This window comes from Pseudomonas sp. SED1 (assembly GCF_034044025.1).
Classification (GTDB): Bacteria; Pseudomonadota; Gammaproteobacteria; order Pseudomonadales; family Pseudomonadaceae; genus Aquipseudomonas.
In genome coordinates this window covers 1-19909 of sequence record NZ_JAXCIS010000208.1, presented here as the reverse complement: position 1 = coordinate 19909, position 19909 = coordinate 1, and the positions used below count along the sequence as shown (strand labels likewise).

Annotated in this window: 16 protein-coding genes and 1 pseudogene; 5 read left to right on the top strand and 12 right to left on the bottom strand. The window is 60.5% G+C overall.

The annotated features are described in order from the left end of the window. Positions 1-129: 129 nt before the first annotated feature. The 3 genes from betA to betI form a co-directional block, all read right to left on the bottom strand. The gene (betA, locus tag SNL23_RS26855) at positions 130-1833 is read right to left on the bottom strand and encodes a choline dehydrogenase (RefSeq protein WP_076017805.1); all 1704 of its coding nucleotides are present in this window, start codon (positions 1831-1833) and stop codon (positions 130-132) included. A 192-nt stretch (positions 1834-2025) separates the two neighbouring features. Then, positions 2026-3498: a betaine-aldehyde dehydrogenase gene (gene betB / locus SNL23_RS26850; RefSeq protein WP_076017806.1), complete on the bottom strand. Its 1473-nt coding sequence runs from the start codon at positions 3496-3498 to the stop codon at positions 2026-2028. A 109-nt stretch (positions 3499-3607) separates the two neighbouring features. Next, positions 3608-4201, bottom strand: coding sequence for a transcriptional regulator BetI (gene betI, locus SNL23_RS26845; protein WP_010167549.1), 594 nt, complete (start codon positions 4199-4201; stop codon positions 3608-3610). 376 nt (positions 4202-4577) lie between these two features. Here betI and SNL23_RS26840 point away from each other — a divergent pair, with 376 nt between their 5' ends. Next, positions 4578-6512, top strand: a complete 1935-nt coding sequence (locus SNL23_RS26840) for a BCCT family transporter (protein WP_256576989.1) — start codon at positions 4578-4580, stop codon at positions 6510-6512. 154 nt (positions 6513-6666) lie between these two features. On the opposite strand, the gene choV is transcribed toward SNL23_RS26840, so the two are convergent. The 3 genes from choV to SNL23_RS26825 form a co-directional block, all read right to left on the bottom strand. Then, the gene (gene choV, locus SNL23_RS26835) at positions 6667-7845 is read right to left on the bottom strand and encodes a choline ABC transporter ATP-binding protein (RefSeq protein WP_076017808.1); all 1179 of its coding nucleotides are present in this window, start codon (positions 7843-7845) and stop codon (positions 6667-6669) included. After that, on the bottom strand, positions 7842-8687 hold the full coding sequence (choW, locus tag SNL23_RS26830; RefSeq protein ID WP_076017809.1) for a choline ABC transporter permease subunit: 846 nt from the start codon (positions 8685-8687) through the stop codon (positions 7842-7844). Before choW ends, choV begins: the two co-directional genes overlap by 4 nt. 67 nt (positions 8688-8754) lie before the next feature. Continuing rightward, positions 8755-9702, bottom strand: a complete 948-nt coding sequence (locus SNL23_RS26825) for a choline ABC transporter substrate-binding protein (RefSeq protein ID WP_017476446.1) — start codon at positions 9700-9702, stop codon at positions 8755-8757. A 437-nt stretch (positions 9703-10139) separates the two neighbouring features. Between SNL23_RS26825 and SNL23_RS26820 the strand changes: the two genes are divergently transcribed. The 3 genes and pseudogenes from SNL23_RS26820 (at position 10140) to SNL23_RS26810 (ending at position 13137) form a co-directional block, all read left to right on the top strand. Further along, complete coding sequence (locus tag SNL23_RS26820; protein WP_318304169.1) at positions 10140-11516, top strand: L-serine ammonia-lyase; 1377 nt, start codon at positions 10140-10142, stop codon at positions 11514-11516. A gap of 26 nt (positions 11517-11542) precedes the next feature. Then, a pseudogene (locus tag SNL23_RS26815) lies at positions 11543-11632 on the top strand (outer membrane lipoprotein carrier protein LolA); the annotation flags it as partial. Positions 11633-12033: 401 nt separating this feature from the next. After that, positions 12034-13137: a GlxA family transcriptional regulator gene (locus tag SNL23_RS26810; protein WP_003216915.1), complete on the top strand. Its 1104-nt coding sequence runs from the start codon at positions 12034-12036 to the stop codon at positions 13135-13137. 107 nt (positions 13138-13244) lie between these two features. Here the strand turns inward: SNL23_RS26810 and SNL23_RS26805 are convergent, their stop codons facing one another. The 6 genes from SNL23_RS26805 to SNL23_RS26780 form a co-directional block, all read right to left on the bottom strand. Next, positions 13245-13508: a hypothetical protein gene (locus SNL23_RS26805; protein WP_017476443.1), complete on the bottom strand. Its 264-nt coding sequence runs from the start codon at positions 13506-13508 to the stop codon at positions 13245-13247. Between the two features lie 379 nt (positions 13509-13887). Next, on the bottom strand, positions 13888-15048 hold the full coding sequence (locus tag SNL23_RS26800) for a gamma-butyrobetaine dioxygenase (RefSeq protein WP_318304168.1): 1161 nt from the start codon (positions 15046-15048) through the stop codon (positions 13888-13890). Between the two features lie 9 nt (positions 15049-15057). Beyond that, the gene (locus tag SNL23_RS26795; RefSeq protein ID WP_167664133.1) at positions 15058-15534 is read right to left on the bottom strand and encodes a thioesterase family protein; all 477 of its coding nucleotides are present in this window, start codon (positions 15532-15534) and stop codon (positions 15058-15060) included. 151 nt (positions 15535-15685) lie between these two features. Continuing rightward, positions 15686-16651 carry an L-carnitine dehydrogenase gene (locus SNL23_RS26790; RefSeq protein WP_076017814.1) on the bottom strand — a complete coding sequence of 322 codons (966 nt, stop codon included), beginning with the start codon at positions 16649-16651 and terminating at the stop codon, positions 15686-15688. A 177-nt stretch (positions 16652-16828) separates the two neighbouring features. Continuing rightward, positions 16829-17716, bottom strand: a complete 888-nt coding sequence (locus SNL23_RS26785) for a 3-keto-5-aminohexanoate cleavage protein (RefSeq protein WP_003216924.1) — start codon at positions 17714-17716, stop codon at positions 16829-16831. A gap of 87 nt (positions 17717-17803) precedes the next feature. Then, positions 17804-18748 (bottom strand): choline ABC transporter substrate-binding protein, encoded by a 945-nt coding sequence (locus SNL23_RS26780; protein ID WP_076017815.1) that lies wholly within the window; start codon positions 18746-18748, stop codon positions 17804-17806. Between the two features lie 193 nt (positions 18749-18941). Here SNL23_RS26780 and SNL23_RS26775 point away from each other — a divergent pair, with 193 nt between their 5' ends. Then, complete coding sequence (locus tag SNL23_RS26775) at positions 18942-19886, top strand: GlxA family transcriptional regulator (protein ID WP_076017923.1); 945 nt, start codon at positions 18942-18944, stop codon at positions 19884-19886. The last annotated feature ends 23 nt before the right edge of the window (positions 19887-19909 follow it).

Here is a 19909-nt window from a genome sequence, read left to right as displayed (position 1 = left end):
TAGGGGAGGGGTTTTGCAGTGTCTGGTCGGGCCTCTTCGGGAGCAAGCCCGCTCCCACATTTGATCGGGTTCACACGGTCAAAAGGTGGGAGCGGGCTTGCTCGCGAAGGGAGCGCCGCGGTGTATCAGTTACTGCGCAGTAGGACCTACTTCACGCATCGGCTTGCCACGCACCGGCGCATCGCCTGCTACGTAGTAATCCGCAGTGCTGCGCGGCAGTGGCTGGCGGCCACGGATCTTGTCGGCGATTTTCTCGGCGATCATGATCGTCGGCGCGTTCAGGTTACCGGTGGTGATGATCGGCATGATCGACGCATCAACTACGCGCAGACCCTGCATGCCATGCACACGGCCTTCGGCGTCTACCACGGCCATCTCGTCGGTGCCCATCTTGCACGAGCAGGACGGGTGGAACGCAGTTTCGGCGTGCTCACGGATAAATTTATCCAGTTGCTCGTCGGTCTGTACGTCGATGCCCGGGCTGATTTCACGGCCACGGTATTGATCCAGTGCCGGCTGCTGCATGATTTCACGGGTCAGGCGGATGCCGTCGCGGAATTCCTGCCAGTCCTGCTCGGTGGCCATGTAGTTGAAGAGGATGCTCGGGTATTCCCGTGGGTTCTTCGACTTCAATTGCACGCGGCCACGGCTCGGCGAACGCATGGAGCCCATGTGCGCCTGGAAACCGTGCTCTTTCACACCGTTGCTGCCGTTGTAGTTAATCGCCACCGGCAGGAAGTGGTACTGGATGTTCGGCCAATCGAAGTCTTCACGGGTACGGATGAAACCGCCCGCTTCGAACTGGTTGCTGGCGCCGATGCCGGTGCCGTTGAACAGCCATTCGGCACCGATGGCCGGTTGGTTGTACCAGAGCAGCGACGGGTACAGCGAGACCGGTTGGGTGCACGCGTATTGCAGGTACAGCTCAAGGTGATCCTGCAGGTTTTCGCCGACGCCAGGCAGGTCGTGGACCACCGGGATGTCGAGGCTTCCCAGCAGTTTCGCCGGGCCTACGCCGGAGCGTTGCAGCAGTTGCGGCGAAGCGATTGCGCCGCTGCACACCAGGACTTCCTTGCGGGCACGGGCTTCAACACGCTCTTCGGCAGCACCGATCAGGTAACGCACGCCGACGGCGCGCTTGCCTTCGAACAATACTTTGTCAGTCAGGGCGTGGGTGACGATGGTCAGCGTCGAGCGCTTCTTGGCCGTGTCCAGGTAACCGCGAGCGGTGCTGGCGCGACGACCGTTTGGCGTCACGGTACGGTCCATTGGGCCGAAGCCTTCCTGCTGGTAGCCGTTCAAGTCTTCGGTACGCGGGTAACCGGCTTGTACGCCTGCTTCAACCATCGCGTGGAACAGCGGGTTGTTGCCGGCCTTTGGCGTGGTCACGCTGACCGGGCCGTCGCCACCGTGGTAGTCGTTCGGGCCGATGTCGCGGGTTTCGGCTTTACGAAAGTACGGCAGGCAGTCGAGGTAGGTCCAGTTTTCCAGGCCCGGCAGTTTCGACCAGTTGTCGTAGTCCATCGCGTTGCCGCGGATGTAGCACATGCCGTTGATCAGCGAAGAACCGCCGAGGCCTTTGCCGCGACCGCATTCCATCCGGCGACCATCCATGTGTGGCTCTGGATCGGTCTCGTAGGCCCAGTTGTAGCGGCGGCCTTGCAGGGGGAACGCCAGGGCGGCTGGCATTTGGGTACGGAAATCGAGACGGTAGTCCGGGCCTCCGGCTTCCAGCAGCAGGACAGTGACGCCTTCGTCTTCGGTCAGACGGGTCGCCAGGGTGTTACCGGCGGAGCCGGCACCCACAATGATGTAGTCGTATTCTTGGGACATAAAATGCACCCTCATGTAAGTGGTTCAAGCTGCTTTTGTGGCGAGGGAGCTTGCTCCCGCTCGACTGCGCAGCAGTCGCAAAATCAGCGAACGAGTTCGGTCTGGCGAACTGCGATGCCTGGGATGGGGCTGCTGCGCAGCCCAGCGGGAGCAAGCTCCCTCGCCACAAAGGCGCACCCCTGGCTGGCAGGTTTAGAACACCGAGGCGTAGTCGCCCAGCTCAACCTGTACCGATTTGATGCGAGTGAAGTTGTTCAGCGAGCTGATCCCGTTTTCACGGCCAACGCCCGACTGCTTGTAGCCGCCCACCGGCATCTTCGCGTCGGACTCGCCCCAGGCGTTGATCCAGCAGATACCGGCTTCCAGCTGATGAATCACGCGGTGCGCGCGGTTCAGGTCTTTGGTCACCAGGCCAGCGGCCAGGCCGAAGTCGGTGTCATTGGCACGACGGATCACTTCTTCTTCGGTGTCGTAGGTGAGGATGCTCATCACCGGGCCGAAGATTTCTTCACGGACGATGGTCATCTCGTCGGTGCAGTCAGTGAACACGGTCGGGGCCACGTAGGCACCCTTGGCGAATTCGCCGTCGGTCAGGCGGTCGCCGCCGCACAGCAGGCGCGCACCTTGCTCTTTACCTTTGGCGATGTAGCCGAGCACGCTTTCCATGTGGGCGAAGCTGACCAGCGGGCCGAAGTTGGTGTTTTCATCTTCCGGGTTGCCGATGCGGATGCGTGCAACGCGCTCGGCGATCTTGGCTTCGAACGCGCCTTTGAGGGCGGTCGGAACGAAGACGCGAGTGCCGTTGGTGCAGACCTGGCCCGAGCTGTAGAAGTTGGCCATCATCGCGATGTCGGCGGCGCGGTCGAGGTCGGCGTCGTCGAAAATGATCAGTGGGGATTTGCCGCCCAGTTCCATGGTGACTTCTTTGAGCGAGGAGCTCGAAGCGCTGGCCATGACTTTCTTGCCGGTGTCGGTGCCGCCGGTGAAGGAGACTTTCTCGATGCGCGGGTGCTCGGTCAGCCAGGTGCCGACTTCACGGCCGCTGCCGGTCAGAACGTTGAACACACCGTCCGGAACGCCGGCTGCGGTGTAGATTTCAGCCAGTTTCAGGGTGGTCAGCGAGGTGACTTCGCTTGGCTTGAAGATCATCGCGTTACCGGCCGCCAGGGCCGGTGCGGATTTCCACAGGGCGATCTGGATCGGGTAGTTCCACGCGCCGATACCGGCCACGACGCCCAGCGGCTCGCGACGGGTGTAGACGAACGAAGTGTCACGCAGCGGGATCTGCTCGCCTTCGATGGCGGGCACCAGGCCTGCGTAGTATTCCAGCACGTCGGCGCCAGTGACGATGTCGACGTATTGGGTTTCGGAGTACGGCTTGCCGGTGTCGAGGGTTTCCAGGGCGGCCAGCTCGTCGTTGCGCTCGCGCAGGATGTCGACGGCACGACGCAGGATGCGCGAACGCTCCATGGCGGTCATGGCGGCCCAGATTTTCTGGCCCTTTTCGGCGCTGACCACAGCGCGCTCAACGTCTTCTTTAGTAGCGCGTTGCACGTTGGCGAGAACTTCACCGTTAGCCGGGTTGATGGCTTCGAAAGTGGCATCGCTGCCAGCGTCGGAGTAGCCGCCGTCAATGTAGAGTTTTTGCAGTTCGAAACGGGCCATAAAGTCCTCGCAAGTGCATCAGTGGTTGGCGTTAACCGCCGAAGGTGGGCCATAAGGTTCTGGCAACACCGGCCGGCAGCCGTTCAGGGGTTGAGCGTTTATGTGTGCTCTAACTCACCTGCTTGGCCAATTGGAAATCCATGTATTCGTAAGCGATCCGTTGCGCCTGCTCCGTGTCGAAAGCGTCTCCCGACAGGGCGCCGCGCAACCACAAACCGTCGATCAGGGCCGCCAGGCCTCGGGCTGCGCTGCGTGCCTCGGACAACGGCAACGCTCGGCGGAACTGGCAGCACAGGTTGGAATACAGACGGTGATCGTTGATCCGCTGCAGCCTGTGCAATGACGGGTGGTGCATGCTGGTGGCCCAGAAGGCCAGCCAGGTTTTCATAGCCGGGCCGTTGACTTGGCTGGCGTCGAAGTTGCCTTCGATGATCACCTGAAGATGAGCCCGCGGGCTGTCATCTTTCAGCGCCAACCGGCGCTCGGTGACGTTCTCGATCAGGACGTTCATCAGGTACCGCATCGTGGCGGCGATCAGGCCATTCTTGTCCTGAAAATAGTGACTGATGATGCCATTCGAGACACCGGCCAGACGGGCGATCAGCGCAATGCTGGCATCTCCCATCCCGACCTGATCGACCGCAGTCAATGTGGCTTCGATCAACTGCTGGCGGCGTATGGGTTGCATACCGACCTTGGGCATCGTGCACCTCTCCTTAGGCCTGCCAACGGGCGATAAACGTCCGTCGGCTTGTGGGCCAGTCTATTTTGTTTTGATTGAACGTTCAATCAACAAAGAATAAGATCTGCGACAAATGGTCGCTGCCTACAGGTATTTCCTACGTGCATGTGGCGCCACCTGACATCGGGAAAACCCATGAAACAGCCCGGCACAGCGGTTCGCCGAGGGTTCATGGTTTTTCGGGGTGTCTTTATACACCCGTCCGTCGACTGCCGAAAAATCGATGGCTCGGGTCATGCGTTGCCTTGTGTTTCTCTGCACTGCCCGGAGCATCTGTGCCATGAGTTCTGCCTCTCTTATAAAGACCCCGCCGGAAAAGGTGCGGGTCAACGGTTGGGTGTTCTACACCTCCACCGCGCTGATTCTGTTGTTGACCGCGATTCTGATTATCGCCCCGCAGGAAGCCGGCAGGATGCTCGGTGTGGCCCAAGCCTGGTTGTCGAAAAGCTTTGGCTGGTACTACATGGTTGTGATCGCCGCCTACCTGGTGTTTGTGGTGGGCCTGGCGTTCTCGTCCTACGGAAAATTGAAACTGGGCAGCAAGGACGACACCCCGGACTTCAGCTACGGCGCCTGGGCCGGCATGCTCTTCTCGTCGGGCATCGGCATCTCGCTGCTGTACTTCGGCGCGTCCGAGCCGCTGGACCACTACTTCAACCCGCCTGAAGGCGCGTCGGCCACTGGCGACGCTGCGCGTCAGGCGTTGCAGTTGACGTTCCTGCACTGGGGCCTGCACGGCTGGGCGATCTACGCACTGGTCGGCCTGGCCGTGGCGTACTTTGCCTACCGTCATAACCAGCCGCTGGCCTTGCGCTCGGCGCTGTACCCGCTGGTGGGCGAGCGTTGGGTCAAAGGCGCGGCCGGTCACGCGGTGGACGGTTTCGGCATGTTCGTAACGCTGCTGGGCCTGGTGACGAACCTGGGGATTGGTTCGATGCAAGTGTCCTCCGGGTTGGAAAACCTGTTCGGCATGGAACACAGCAACACCAACCTGCTGATCGTGATCATCGTGATGAGCACCGTGGCGACTATTGCTGCCGTGTCGGGTGTGGAAAACGGCATTCGCCGCCTGTCCAACCTGAACATCGTGCTGTTCAGCGGCCTGCTGATTTTCGTGCTGCTGTTTGGCCCGACCCTGCACTTGCTCAACGGCCTGGTGCAAAACACCGGCGACTACCTGAACGGTATCGTGCTGAAAACCTTCGACCTGTACGTGTATGAAGGCGACGCCGACAAGACCGAACGCTGGATGGGCCTGTGGACCCTGTTCTACTGGGCCTGGTGGATTTCCTGGGCGCCATTCGTGGGCATGTTCATCGCACGTATTTCCCGTGGTCGTACGGTGCGTGAACTGGTCGCCGGTGTGCTGCTGATCCCGTTGGGCTTCACCCTGGCGTGGTTGTCGATCTTCGGCAACTCGGCCTTGGACCTGGTGTTGAACCATGGCGCGGTGGAGTTGGGCAAGACCGCACTGGAACAGCCGTCCATGGCGATCTACCAGCTGCTTGAGCATTACCCGGCGTCGAAAATCGTCATCGGTGTGTCGATCTTTGTCGGCTTTGTACTGTTCCTGACCCCGGCGGATTCCGGCGCAGTGATGATGGCGAACCTGTCCTGCAAGGGCGGCAACGTTGACGAAGATGCGCCGCACTGGCTGCGGATTTTCTGGTCGGTCGTCATCACGCTGGTGACCATCGGCCTGCTGTTCGCCGGTAACTTCGAAGCCATGCAAACCATGGTGGTGCTGGCCGGCCTGCCGTTCTCGGTGGTGCTGATCCTGTTCATGTTCGGCCTGCACAAAGCAATGCGCCAAGACGTGGCGATCGAGCTGGAGCAGGCGCAATTGGCTGAACGTGGTCGGCGTGGTTTCAGCGAGCGTTTGACTGCCCTGGACCTGCAACCGAGCCAAGGTACCGTGCAGCGCTTTATGGACAAACACGTCACGCCGGCGCTGGAAGAAGCGGCGACTGCGTTGCGTGATCAGGGGCTGGAAGTGCAGACCCTGCTGGGTAAATCCAAGCGCTGCATTGGTGTGCGCATCGAGATGGAAGAGGGTAATCCGTTTGTCTACGAGGTGAGCCTGGATGCTTATTCGTCGGCACCGAGCGACTTGCCCGAGGAAGAGCGCACGCGTTACTACCGCGCCGAGGTTTACCTGCACAACGGGCCTCAAGAGTACGACCTGATGGGCTTCACCCAGGAACAGATCACCCGGGACGTGCTCGATCAGTTTGAAAGCCATCGGCAGCTCCTTGGCCGTGTCTATAGCTGAGTGTTGAAAGGACAGGTGGTGTCGTTACTGACACCACCTGAGCAAAATGTGGGAGCGGGCTTGCTCGCGAATGCGCAGTGTCAGTCAGTACATCTGACACTGATACACCGCATTCGCGAGCAAGCCCGCTCCCACATTTATTTCGCGGTGTCTGTTAGCCCAGGTTCTTGCCCAAGAGGGCGTGATAGAGCTCGCTGTCACCCAGAATCCCTACCACCTTGTTGTCGTCCTGCAGCACCAGCTTGTTGCCTGTCTGGTACCGAATCTGCAACGCATCGCGCATCCCGATATTGGAATCCACCAGCGTCGGTATCCGTCCCAAACCTTCCACGGCTTGCCCCGGTGCCCAGTTCTGCAAGTTCAGCACCGCGCCGTTCTGCCGCGCGCCCTTGATGGTGTTGCCTTCCGCCAGGTCCAGCCACGAGTCACCGCCCGGGTCCAGGCTGATGGAGCCGTTGACGTGGGTGCAGTTATCCAACGTGCGCATCAGGCTGCGGCCACACAGCACATTCAGCGGGTTGGTGTGGGCCACGAAGGTACGCACATAGTCATCCGCCGGGTTCAGCACGATCTCTTCCGGCACGCTGTACTGGATGATCCGGCCGTCTTTCATGATCGCGATGCGGCTGCCGAGTTTCAGCGCCTCATCCAGGTCGTGACTTACAAATACGATGGTCTTGCTCAGCTTGCGTTGCAGCTCCAGCAACTCATCCTGCAAACCCTGGCGGATCAGCGGGTCGAGTGCGGAGAAGGGTTCGTCCATCAGCAGGATATCGGCGTCCATCGCCAACGCGCGGGCCAGGCCGACACGTTGCTGCATGCCGCCGGAAAGCTCGTCGGGCTTCTTGTTGCGCCACTGCGACAGGCCCACCAGTTCCAGCTTGTCGTCCACCAGCTTGCGCCGCTCTTTCTCCGGGCGGCCCTGCATCTCCAGGCCGAAGCTGATGTTTTCGCGCACCGTCAGCCAAGGCATCAGGGCGAACTTTTGAAACACCATCGCGATGCGCTGGGTGCGCATCATTTTCAGCTCGGCGGGGGTGCAGGACGCGATGTCGATCTGCCGACCTTCATGCTCCACAAACAGCTTGCCGCGGCTGACGGTGTTCAAGCCGTTGATGCAGCGCAGCAAGCTCGACTTGCCCGAGCCGGACAGGCCCATCAGCACGCAGATCTCGCCTTTCTCGACATCCAGGCTGGCGTTTTCAACGCCGACAATCTGCCCGGTCTTTTTCAGGATCTCGTTGCGCGTCATGCCCTGGTCCAGCAGCTTGAGCGCTTCGCGTGGGTCTTTGGAGAAGATCACGTCGACATTTTCGAACCGGATAATGCTCATGCATCACCCCCTACTTTGGCGTCGGGTTGTTTGCAGATGCGGTCGAGCATGATGGCCAGCAATACGATCGCCAGGCCTGCTTCGAAGCCCAGGGCGATGTCGGCGGTGTTCAGTGCGTTGACCACCGGTTTGCCGAGGCCGTCGGCGCCCACCAGGGCTGCGATAACCACCATCGACAACGACAGCATGATGCATTGGGTAATGCCGGCGGCGATGCTCGGCATGGCGTGGGGCAGTTCAATCCGCGAGAGCAACTGACGGCGCGAGCAGCCAAAGGCCTTGCCGGCGTCCATCAACTCTTGCGGCACATCACGGATACCCAGGTAAGTCAGACGGATAGGCGCGGCAATCGCAAACACCACCGTGGAAATCAGCCCGGGCACCACACCCAGCCCGAAGAGGGTCAGGGTAGGGATGAGGTAGACGAAGGTCGGTACGGTCTGCATCAGATCGAGCACCGGCCGCATCAGGGTGTAGAACATCGGCTTGTGCGCGGCAACGATGCCCAGCGGCACGCCGATCACCACGCAGACCAGGGTGGCGAACAGCACCTGCGCCAGGGTCTCCATGGTTTCCTGCCAGTACCCAAGATTCAGGATCAGCAGGAAGGAGGCGATGACAAACACCGTCAGGCCCCATTTGCGTTGAATGAAGTGAGCGAGCAGCGCAATCAGACCGATCAATGCCAGTGGATTGAACCAGGTCAGCGCGAACGTCACGCCGTGGATCATCGTTTCCAGGGTCGATGCGATTGCGTCGAAGTAGTTGGCCCCGTGTTGGGTCAACCATTCAACGAAGGCAGCGATGTACTGGCCTAGCGGGATTTTATGTTCAGTCAGCATGGTAGTGAATGTCCACATGCGAAGAGGAAAAACATCCCGGGCCAGCGTACCGGCCCGGGGTCAGCGGTTACTTGGCGAGGTAAGCTTTGACGGCCTCCAATCCTGGTTTGCCATCGACAGTGGTGACACCGGCGAGCCAGGTGTCGAGCACTTGCGGGTTCTTCTTCAGCCACGCCTTGGCGGCGGCGTCAGGCTTCATTTTGTCGTCCAGGACGTTGCCCATCAGGGTGCTTTCCATGTTCAGGGTGAACGACAGGTTTTTCAGCAACTGGCCCACGTTGCTGCATTCCTGGGTGTAGCCCTTGCGGACGTTGGTGTAGATGGTGGCCTGGCCGTAGTTGGGGCCGAATGAATCATCACCCCCGGTCAGGTACTTCATCTTGAAGCGGGTGTTCATCGGGTGCGGTTCCCAGCCGAGGAACACGATGGCCTGGTCGCGCTTGGTGGCGCGTTCCACCTGCGAGAGCATTCCGGCTTCGCTGGATTCAACCACTTTGAAACCTGCGGTTTTCAGGCCGAAAGCGTCTTTGTCGATAAGGGTCTGAATGGTGCGGTTGCCGTCGTTGCCCGGCTCGATGCCGTAGATCTTGCCGCCCAGCTCATCCTTGAATTTGACGATGTCGGCGAAGTCTTTCAGGCCCTTGTTGTACAGCGCTTCCGGTACGGCCAGGGTGTACTTGGCGTTTTCCAGGTTGGCGCGCACGGTTTCCACGGTGCCGGCATCACGGTACTGCTTGATGTCGTTTTCCATGGTCGGCATCCAGTTGCCGAGGAAGATATCCATGTTCTTGCCATCGGCCAGGGACTTGTAGGTCACCGGTACGGAAATCATCGTGGTGCGGGGTTTGTAGCCGAGGCCCTTGAGAACTTCGCTGGTGGTGGCGGTAGTGACGGTGATGTCGGTCCAGCCGACATCGGAGAAGTTGACGGTCTGGCATTGCGCCGGTTCTGCAGCGTGAGCCAGGACTGGCAGACTCAGCATGGCGGCCAACAACAACGACGGTGAACCTTTCATGGGGGTGGACTCCTGGTGTTTTTCTGGCGGCAATAACACCGCGCTTATAGGTGTTGCGGTTGGGCGTGCGGCACAGCTCTGCCACGCAACTGTGCAAACGAGTCGAGACTGATCATGTACCAGTGAAAATCTGACGCCTACAGGGGGCGTCGTATCCAGTACAGGGATGGTCGTATCCAGTGTCGGTGACGTCGCTTACAGATTTTTTCAACGGCAAAACTGCACTTTTTACCGATCTGAACCGCAAAAAACGGCCAAAACGTCGCCTTCCACAACAGCGGCGCTGATGAGCATGGGTACGTCGGTGTGAGACGCCGTGAGCGCCAACAAAAGCTTGATGATGGCCGCATCTCGGCGGATTGCGACATGAGCGTAGCAGCTCCGTCACCAGGTGCTTTTCTACGCCTGGCCTGTGCTCATCGAGGAGTTTCACGTCAATGGCTATCAGCGTTTTCGACCTGTTCAAGATCGGCATTGGGCCTTCGAGTTCTCACACCGTCGGCCCCATGCGCGCCGCGGCGTTGTTCGTTCAAGGATTGCGTGAACGTGATGTGTTGGAACAAGTAACGCGCGTCGAAGTTCAGCTGTTTGGCTCCTTATCGGCCACCGGCATCGGCCACGGCAGCGATAACGCCGTGATCATGGGCCTGATGGGCGAGTGGCCCGACGCGATCGATCCGTCGCAGATTGGCATCCGCATCGAAACCCTGCGCGAGACCAACACACTGTTGCTGGACGGACATTTGCCGGTGCCTTTCTTATGGGCGCGGGACATGCGCCTGATCGACGAAAACCTGCCGTTCCATCCCAATGCCATGACCCTGGTGGTGTTCGGCGATAACGGTGAGTTGCACCGCGACACCTACTACTCGGTGGGTGGCGGGTTTGTGGTGGATCAAGCCCAGGCCACCAGCGGCGTGGCGGACATGGACCGCACCGAGCTGCCCTATGATTTTTTCAGTGCGGTGGAGTTGCTGCAGTTGTGCAAGACCCACAACCTGCGGGTCGCTGAACTGATGTTGGCGAATGAAAAAACCTGGCGCTCGGAAGACGAGATCCGCAGCGGCCTGATGAAGCTTTGGCGCGCCATGCAGGATTGCGTGGAGCAAGGTCTCAAGCACGAAGGCATTCTTCCCGGCGGCCTTAATGTACGGCGCCGCGCGGCCAAGTTGCACCGCAGCTTGCAGGAGCTGGGCAAGCCGAATGTGATCGGCTCGACCCTGAGCGCGATGGAATGGGTCAACCTGTTCGCCCTGGCGGTGAATGAAGAAAACGCCGCCGGCGGACGCATGGTCACGGCACCGACCAACGGCGCGGCGGGGATCATCCCGGCGGTGTTGCATTACTTTATGAAGTTCAGCGAAGAAGTGACCGAGGCCAACGTCGTCGACTATTTCCTCGCGGCGGCGGCGGTGGGCATCCTGTGTAAAAAGAACGCGTCGATTTCGGGTGCCGAGGTCGGTTGTCAGGGTGAAGTCGGTTCGGCGTGCGCCATGGCGGCGGCGGGGTTGGCGGAGATCCTCGGTGCTACGCCGGAGCAGTTGTGCAACGCGGCGGAAATCGGCCTGGAACACAACCTCGGCCTGACCTGCGACCCGGTAGGCGGCCTGGTGCAGGTGCCGTGTATCGAGCGTAATGCGATTGCTGCGGTGAAGGCGATCAACGCCGCGCAGATGGCGCTGCGGGGGGATGGCCAGCACTTTATCTCGCTGGATCGGGTGATCCGCACCATGCGGGATACCGGGGCGGATATGCATGACAAGTACAAGGAAACATCGCGGGGCGGGTTGGCGGTGAGTGCGGTGGAGTGTTGAAGTAAGCCCCCCCTGTAGGAGCGAGCTTGCTCGCGAAGGTCGTGAACGATAACGCGCTCATCCTGAGTCAGCGCGGCGCTCTCAGGTTTTTCGCGAGCAAGCTCGCTCCTACATTGAGCATCACCAACTCGTCACGCCACCTTTTAGCGCGTCGCAATTAGATAAGTAGCTCCCGAACGATTTCCTACCACGACCCTCTGTCACCCGTGCTTGTGGTGACAGACTTTTCCCACGTCGTTTCTCTCCCTTCCCACAAGTGCTACCGATCTGCTCACACACCCTGAGCCAGCGTCCTCTCAGGTCGTTTTCGGGTCATATCCCGCACTCCATGCGCGGGCTTATATAGACACGTCATGAGGTCGTTTTCAGGAGTTATTGAATGCGCATTCAACTTTAGGCATGGCATTTGCTCTATCAATACAAAGCCTCTCGCCACAGGAGTTTCCTTAAGGTGATGAGCGCAATAACAAGAGCCTCGCCTGAGGCCATCACCCGCTTTGTGTGAGGAGATACCGCGATGACGTCGTTCAACTCAGGGGCTCAACCCCAGAACCGTGCGCCTCAATCCATCGGCTTTTTGCTGCTGGACAATTTCACGCTGATTTCCCTGGCCTCCGCAGTCGAACCCCTGCGCATGGCCAACCAACTCTCCGGCCGCGAGCTGTATCGCTGGACGACGTTGAGTGTGGACGGAAACCAGGTGTGGGCCAGCGACGGTCTGCAAATCACTCCCGATGCCTCCATGCACAAAGCCCCGGCCCTGGACACCGTGATCGTCTGCGGCGGCGTGGGAATCCAGCGCACCGTGACCCGTGAGCACGTGTCGTGGCTGCAAAGCCAGGCGCGCCAGTCCCGTCGCCTTGGCGCCGTGTGCACTGGCAGCTGGGCCCTGGCCTGCGCCGGCCTGCTGGACGGTTTTGATTGCAGCGTGCACTGGGAATGCCTGGCGTCGATGCAGGAAGCTTTCCCTCGCGTGGCCATGAGCACACGCTTGTTCACCCTCGACCGCAACCGCTTCACCAGCTCCGGCGGCACTGCGCCGCTGGACATGATGCTGCACCTGATCAGCCGCGACCACGGCCGTGAATTGTCGGCGGCGATCTCCGAGATGTTTGTGTACGAGCGCATCCGCAACGAACAGGATCACCAGCGTGTGCCACTCAAGCACATGCTGGGCACCAACCAGCCGAAACTGCAGGAAATCGTCGCGCTGATGGAAGCCAACCTGGAAGAGCCGATCGACCTCGACGAACTGGCGGTGTACGTCGCGGTTTCCCGGCGTCAGCTGGAGCGGCTGTTCCAGAAATACCTGCACTGTTCGCCATCGCGCTATTACCTCAAGTTGCGCTTGATCCGTGCGCGGCAATTGCTCAAGCAAACGCCGATGTCGATCATCGAAGTGGCGTCGGTGTGCGGTTTTGTCTCCACGCCGCACTTCTCCAAGTGCTACCGCGAATACTTCGGCATTCCGCCGCGGGATGAGCGCGTGGGGTCCAATACCACGCAGCAAGTGGCGATGATGCCGATTCCGCAGGCGCTGGTGTTGTCACCGTTGTCCGGGCCGTTGTCGGCGTTGAGCCAGGCCAGGAATGAGTCGACTTTCGCCAGTGTAAGGCTTTAGACCGAGTCGCCTGCATTCGCGAGCAAGCCCGCTCCCACACTTGACCGCGTTTTTTCAGTAGGAACGCGGTCGAATGTGGGAGCGGGCTTGCTCGCGAATGCGGTATATCAGGCGCCAGAGTTCTGCCTGAACTGCACCAAAGCCGGCAACAACTGCTTATCGATCGCCTGCCTCACCGCCGGCAAGATCGTCGCGCTGCCGGTGTACATCTGCTCAACCATGTTCTTCAGCGCCTTGGCCCGCGCTTCACTCAAACCGCGCACCGCACACTCACAAGCCTGCTCGGCGGTAGCGCCGCTGGACACTTCGAAACCCAACGACCGCAGCTGGCCCAGCAGGTCATCCTGGTCAATCAAATCCGCGTGCATCATGACGTTTATCCTTGTTAGGGGAGCGGGGGGACTGAGGTCGATTCTGGTAGGCCATTACCGAGTCGGCAAGGCCTGAATGCGCGAATGTCCGGTACGCCTATGAACAGGTCGTTTTCGGCTAACTCGCAGGAGAGGGGAGTGTGCACACTGGAACCCAGCAAGCAGCTTGAAGGTTTGGTCACCCTCGGGATGCGCAGCTCACACAAAGCACTCTGCCCCGATCCTGTCACGGCTTGATCGGGGCTTTTTTTTGGCTGAATTTGTAGTGGTTGTGCGGGCCCCTTCGCGAGCAAGCCCGCTCCCACATTTGACCGCGTTTTTTCAGGAGGAACTCGGTCAAATGTGGGAGCGGGCTTGCTCGCGAAGGGCGCGCCTCGGTCTACCTCTGCAACACCAATATCCTGGACAGCAGCTCATCGCGATCGATATAGCAGCCCTGGAAATGCCGCGCACCGGAAGCCGGGTCAAACGCATTGCGCGCATGCAGGGTGCGGCGGTTATCGAAGCACCACAGCTCGCCCGGGTTCAGCCGTTTGACCAGCCGAAAACGCTCCTCCCGGGTCATTGCAATAAACCGGCGATAGGCGCGATACAGCAAGGGCATCTGCTCTGCCGGCGCCTCAAACGGCCCGCGCAGAAAGTTGGCCATGCGAATCTCGGCGACTTCACCCAGGGCATCCAGCGCAATGATCGGTGCCAGCCGGCGATAGTCGCTGTGACGGTCCTTGTTGCGAAACTCCACAGGGATTTCGCACAGCGCGCGAAAGGCTTCGGAGTCTTCATCGCGCAACGCCCGGGCTATGGCGAAACCATCAACGAAAATACTCTCGCCACCGTCGGCGTCGTTCACCAGGCAATGCAAAAATTGCAGTCCCGGTTGCAGCTCCCGGGTGGGCAAATCGCTGTGCAGCGGCAGGTTGAATGCGGTGTAGGCGTTGCTGTCGGCATCGGCCTTGGATTGCACGTTGAACAACACGCCAAAATTACTCTCGCGAATGAACGAAATGCGCTTGGCGATCAGTGTCAGGGAGCCGGGTTCGGTGGGCACGCCGCGCACTTGCGTGAGGCCGCTGTCACGCACGGCCAGCAACCATTGCAGCAGGGCTTTCGGGTCTTCCATCAGTGCTGCGTAGTCAAACACGGGCAGCTCGAAAGTACGGTCCCACAGTTTGGATTTCGGTTTGGCCGCCCGACGTTCAGCGCGGGACTCATCGTCGTAGGCATGCGCTCGCAGCCAACCGGGATCGTACTGGCTGTGATGCCCGCTACTCCATTCAACCGTCAGCAAACCCTGGTGGATACGCGCGCTGACAGCTGTAAGGTTTTCGTCCACATCGACGATTTCCAGCACCTGTTCACGGGTCACGCTGTAGACGCAGGTCGGGCACGGGCAGTTGTCTCGCAGCCACTGGTGATGGAACGGGCTAACCCGTCCATCGGCCCATTGCACGCGCAAGTGATCGCTGCGCACCTGCACCTCGGCCAGGTCGCTGATCAGCGGGTAAGTACGGAAGTCGGCAACAGTGGCGGCGGTTTGCATGGCGATTCCTTATTTCTGGGGTGGCAGTCCAATCACGCGGCCGAGCAGGGCGGGCTTCGGCAGGTCGGTTTGTTCGGCACTGATGCTTGCAAGCTTGCCCAGCACCGCCTCGCTGAACGGCGCCGAATGCGGGCCGGCGAGGTCGACGTGGAGCAACATTTGCTCGTTGCCGGCCAGCTCCTTTTCGTCTCCCACCAGATGCAGGCTGTGATAGAGGTGCAAGCGCTTGCGGTCGTGGGCGATGAGTTGGGTGTGCACTTCGACGGCGGCGCCCAGCTTCACTTCGTGCAGGTAGTTGAGGTGCAACTCCAGGGTGAACAGCGAGTTGCCGCTGGCTTCGCGGTTTTCGCTGTCCAGGCCCAGGGTGTCCATCAGCGCATCGGTGGCGTAGCTGAAGATCAGCAGGTAGAACGCATCGCGCAGGTGGCCGTTGTAGTCGACCCAGTCGGGGAGAATTTTGGTGGTGTAGGTGGTCAATGCGGGCATGACTTAAATTCCAAGATGTACGCAGTCAAAATGTGGGAGCGGGCTTGCTCGCGAAGGCGGTGTGCCAGGCGGTGATTGCATCGACTGATACACCGCTTTCGCGAGCAAGTCGAATCGTCGCACCGCCGCTCCCACATTGGATGTTCATCGTCTATTCGGCGAAGGTCATACCGTGTTTTTCCTTGGTCGTCTTCACCGCTTCCAGCACCGCCAGCAGGCAATCATCACGATAGCGCTCCAGCGCCGAGATACTGTGTTTGCCCAGTTGGTCGCTGGTGCCATCCACCACATCGTCAATCAACTTGTCGGTCAGTTCCGGGGCCGGCAAGTAGGTCCACGGCAACTGCAACGCCGGGCCGAACTGCGCCATGAAGTGGCGCATCCCGGCATCACCGCCGGCCAGGGTATAGGTCAGGAACGTGCCCATGAATGACCAGCGCAAACCAGCGCCAAACCGAATCGCGTCGTCAATTTCGCCGGTGGTTGCCACACCATCGTTGACCAGGTGCAACGCCTCACGCCACAAGGCTTCCAGCAGTCGGTCAGCGATAAACCCGGGCACTTCCTTACGCACATGCAATGGGCGCATGCCGAGGGATTCATACACCTTGATCGCTGCCTGAATGGCTTCTGGCGCAGTGTTTTTGCCGCCCACCACTTCCACCAGCGGCAACAGGTAAACCGGGTTGAACGGATGGCCTACCACGCAACGTTCCGGGTGCGTGGAACCTTCATAAAATTCGCTCGGCAACAGCCCCGAAGTACTCGAGCCAATCAAGGCATTCGGCTTGGCCGCCGCGCTGATCTTGCTGTGCAGTTCCAGCTTCAACTCAAGGCGTTCCGGGGCGCTTTCCTGGATGAAGTCGGCGTCTTTCACGCACTCTTCAATCGTGGCCACAAAGCGCAAGCGGTCTTGCGAGGCGCCGGGTGCAAGGCCTTGTTTTTCCAGGGCGCCCCAAGCGTTGTCGACACGTTTGCGCAGGGCCGCTTCGGCACCAGGCGCCGGGTCCCAGGCCACCACGTCCAAGCCATGGGCCAGGGCGCGGGATACCCAGCCGCTGCCGATAACACCGCTGCCCAGCGCGGCGAAGGTTTTGATTTCAGTGATAAAGCTCATGGCAAATTCCTAAAGAGTTCGGTGATTCTGTGTGAGAGCCAAGATCAAAATGTGGGAGCGGGCTTGCTCGCGAAAGCGGTGTGTCAGTTGATGCATTCGGTGACTGATTCACCGCATTCGCGAGCAAGCCCGCTCCCACATTTGATTCGGTTCCTGCTGGGAGTCGTGTGGTGCGCCTTAGCCGCGCTTGGTCAGGCCCATCTTCACGCGGCCCTCGGCAGGGGTCATGACCCGCGCACCCAAGCGGCTGAGGATTTCGCTGGCGCGTTCCACCAACTGGCCGTTGGTCGCCAGCACGCCCTTGTCCAGCCACAGGTTGTCTTCCAGGCCGACCCGCACATTGCCGCCCAGCAGTACCGCTTGTGCCGCCATCGGCATCTGCATGCGACCAATGCCGAAGCCGGCCCACACAGCGTCTGCCGGCAGGTTGTCGACCATGGCTTTCATGGTGGTGGTGTCGGCCGGGGCGCCCCACGGGATGCCCAGGCACAGCTGGAACAGCGGGTTGTCGAGCAAGCCTTCCTTGATCATCTGCTTGGCGAACCACAGGTGACCGGTGTCGAAAATTTCCAGCTCGGCTTTTACGCCCAGCTCTTGAATACGTTTGGCGCCCGCTCGAAGTTGCGCCGGGGTGGAGACGTAAATGGTGTCGCCATCACCGAAGTTCAGGGTGCCGCAATCGAGGGTGCAGATTTCCGGCAGCAGCTCTTCCACGTGGGCCAGGCGGGTCAGCGGGCCCACCAGGTCGGTGTTGGGGCCGAACTCCATGGGGTTCTCGCCGCCACCGATTTCCAGGTCGCCACCCATGCCGGCGGTGAGGTTGACGATGATGTCGACGTCCGCCTCGCGGATGCGCTCCATCACTTCGCGGTACAGCGCGACGTCGCGGCTGAACTTGCCGGTTTCAGGATCACGTACGTGGCAATGCACCACGGTGGCACCGGCCTTGGCAGCTTCCACCGCCGCGGCGGCGATTTGTTTGGGAGTGACCGGCACGTGAGGGCTTCTGGCGGTCGTGTCGCCAGCACCGGTGAGTGCGCAGGTGATGATGACGTCGTGGTTCATGGGGCAGGTTCCTTACAGGCGTGATTTTCAGGCGTAGTCATACCGTTCGCAGCCAGGAGCGGCTGCGAAGCGGTGATTCAATAGCGTTTATTTGCTGGTCAATTGCAGGTTGGCCGCGGCGGGTTTGCCGTCAAAGGTGGTCACGCCTTCCAGCCAGCGCTGCTGGTCTTGCGGGTGGTCCTTGAGCCATTGCTTGGCCGATTCGAAAGCGTCCTTGTGATCCAGCAGCGGCTGCATCATTCGGCTCTCGTCGGCGGCGGTGAAGGTCAGGTTGCTGAGCAACTTGTGAACGTTGGGGCATTGCTCGGCGTAGGTCGGCGACGTGACGGACCACACGGTGGCCATGCCCTCGTTCGGGCCCAGCGCGTCATCGCTGCCGGTGAGGTACGTCATCGCCACGTTGACGTTCATCGGGTGCGGCGCCCAGCCGAAGAACACCACGGCTTCCTTGCGGCGCACGGCGCGGTCGACGGCGGCGAGCATGCCGGCCTCGCTGGATTCCACCAGTTGGAACTTGCCGAGGCCGAACTGATTCTTGGCAATCATCGCCTTGATCTGGGTGTTGGCGCCCGAGCCCGGTTCAATGCCGTAGATCTTGCCGCCCAGTTCTTTTTCAAACTTGGCGATGTCGGCGAAGGTTTTCAGGCCTTTATCAGCCAGGTAAGTCGGCACTGCCAACGTAGCGCGGGCATCTTCCAGCGACGGCTTGTCGAGCACCTTGACCTGCTTGGCATCGACAAACGGAGTAATGGTCTGGGTCATCAACGGGTTCCAGTAGCCCAGGAACATGTCCAGGCGCTGGTCGCGGATCCCGGCAAAGATGATTTGCTGGGACGCGCTGGTCTGTTTGGTCTTGTAGCCGAGGCCGTCGAGCAACACTTGAGTCATGGCGCTGGTGGCGATTACATCGGTCCAGTTCACCACGCCCATGCGCACGTTCTGGCAAGAAGCCGCATCGGCTGCCATGACGTTGGTGCTCAAAATGGCGCTGGCGCTGAGTGCGAGCACGCAGCGGCTGATCAGTCGGTTCATGGTGGTTCCCTCGGCAGGTTGTTATTGTGGGTTCCGGCGTCTTTGTGCGCCGTGCAGCCAAGTTACGCAGCTTGCAGTGCGACAAAACGCACGGCGGCGACCAGCTCTTGCACTGCAGCGACCTGCCCCCTTGAATGACCGAATGAACTGGCGTATCACAGTGACCACGCTGTCCGTCCTACGAGAGCGCTCCATGTCCCAGGATTTCTACTTTCTGCTGATGCCGGGCTTCTCCGCCATCGGCTTTATCTCCGCGATCGAACCGCTGCGGGTTGCCAACCGATTCCGAGGCGAGCTGTACCGCTGGCACGTATTGAGTGCCGACGGCGGCGCGGTGTTGGCGAGCAATGGCATGTCGGTCAACGCCGACGCCGCACTGGAGCCGCTGAAAAAGGGCGCGACCTTATTGGTGGTGGCCGGCTTTGAACCGCTGAAGTTCGCCACCCCGGCACTTGAGCATTGGCTGCGCCGTCTCGAACACGACGGCGTGACCCTCGGTGCCATCGACACCGGCAGCTTTGTGCTCGCTGAAGCCGGCCTGCTCGACGGCCATCGGCTGACCCTGCACTGGGAAGCCATCGACGCCTTCAAGGAGTCTTATCCACAGCTGACGGTGACCCAGGAGCTGTTCGAGATCGACCGCCGGCGCATCACCTCGGCGGGTGGCACCGCCTCCATCGACCTGATGCTCGACCTGATCAGCCAGGCCCACGGGCCCGAGTTGGCGATCCAGGTGTCCGAACAGTTCGTGCTCGGCCGCATCCGCCCGCGCAAAGACCACCAACGCATGCAGATCGCCACGCGCTACGGCATCAACAACAAGAAGTTGGTGCAGGTGATTGGTGAGATGGAACAGCACACCGAGCCGCCGCTGAGCACCTTGGCGCTGGCGGAAGCGATCAAGGTGACGCGACGGCAGTTGGAACGCTTGTTTCGGTTGCACCTGAACGACACGCCGAGCAATTTCTACCTGGGCTTGCGCCTGGAGAAGGCTCGGCAGCTGTTGCGCCAGACTGACATGAGCGTGCTGGAAGTGAGCATCGCCTGCGGGTTTGAGTCGCCGTCGTATTTCACCCGCAGTTACCGGGCGAGGTTCGCCAAGTGCCCAAGGGAGGATCGGCGACGGGAGGCGGTGTGATCACCGCTCTTGAAAACGACACA

Coding starts and splice junctions, on each gene's coding strand:
- SNL23_RS26810 (WP_003216915.1), top strand. CDS start 12,034: ATGACGTCGTTCAACTCAGGGGCTCAACCCCAGAACCGTGCGCCTCAA.
- choW (WP_076017809.1), bottom strand. CDS start 8,687: ATGCTGACTGAACATAAAATCCCGCTAGGCCAGTACATCGCTGCCTTC.
- betI (WP_010167549.1), bottom strand. CDS start 4,201: ATGCCCAAGGTCGGTATGCAACCCATACGCCGCCAGCAGTTGATCGAA.
- SNL23_RS26790 (WP_076017814.1), bottom strand. CDS start 16,651: ATGAGCTTTATCACTGAAATCAAAACCTTCGCCGCGCTGGGCAGCGGT.
- SNL23_RS26825 (WP_017476446.1), bottom strand. CDS start 9,702: ATGAAAGGTTCACCGTCGTTGTTGTTGGCCGCCATGCTGAGTCTGCCA.
- SNL23_RS26805 (WP_017476443.1), bottom strand. CDS start 13,508: ATGATGCACGCGGATTTGATTGACCAGGATGACCTGCTGGGCCAGCTG.
- betB (WP_076017806.1), bottom strand. CDS start 3,498: ATGGCCCGTTTCGAACTGCAAAAACTCTACATTGACGGCGGCTACTCC.
- SNL23_RS26820 (WP_318304169.1), top strand. CDS start 10,140: ATGGCTATCAGCGTTTTCGACCTGTTCAAGATCGGCATTGGGCCTTCG.
- SNL23_RS26785 (WP_003216924.1), bottom strand. CDS start 17,716: ATGAACCACGACGTCATCATCACCTGCGCACTCACCGGTGCTGGCGAC.
- SNL23_RS26795 (WP_167664133.1), bottom strand. CDS start 15,534: ATGCCCGCATTGACCACCTACACCACCAAAATTCTCCCCGACTGGGTC.
- SNL23_RS26775 (WP_076017923.1), top strand. CDS start 18,942: ATGTCCCAGGATTTCTACTTTCTGCTGATGCCGGGCTTCTCCGCCATC.
- betA (WP_076017805.1), bottom strand. CDS start 1,833: ATGTCCCAAGAATACGACTACATCATTGTGGGTGCCGGCTCCGCCGGT.
- SNL23_RS26800 (WP_318304168.1), bottom strand. CDS start 15,048: ATGCAAACCGCCGCCACTGTTGCCGACTTCCGTACTTACCCGCTGATC.
- choV (WP_076017808.1), bottom strand. CDS start 7,845: ATGAGCATTATCCGGTTCGAAAATGTCGACGTGATCTTCTCCAAAGAC.
- SNL23_RS26780 (WP_076017815.1), bottom strand. CDS start 18,748: ATGAACCGACTGATCAGCCGCTGCGTGCTCGCACTCAGCGCCAGCGCC.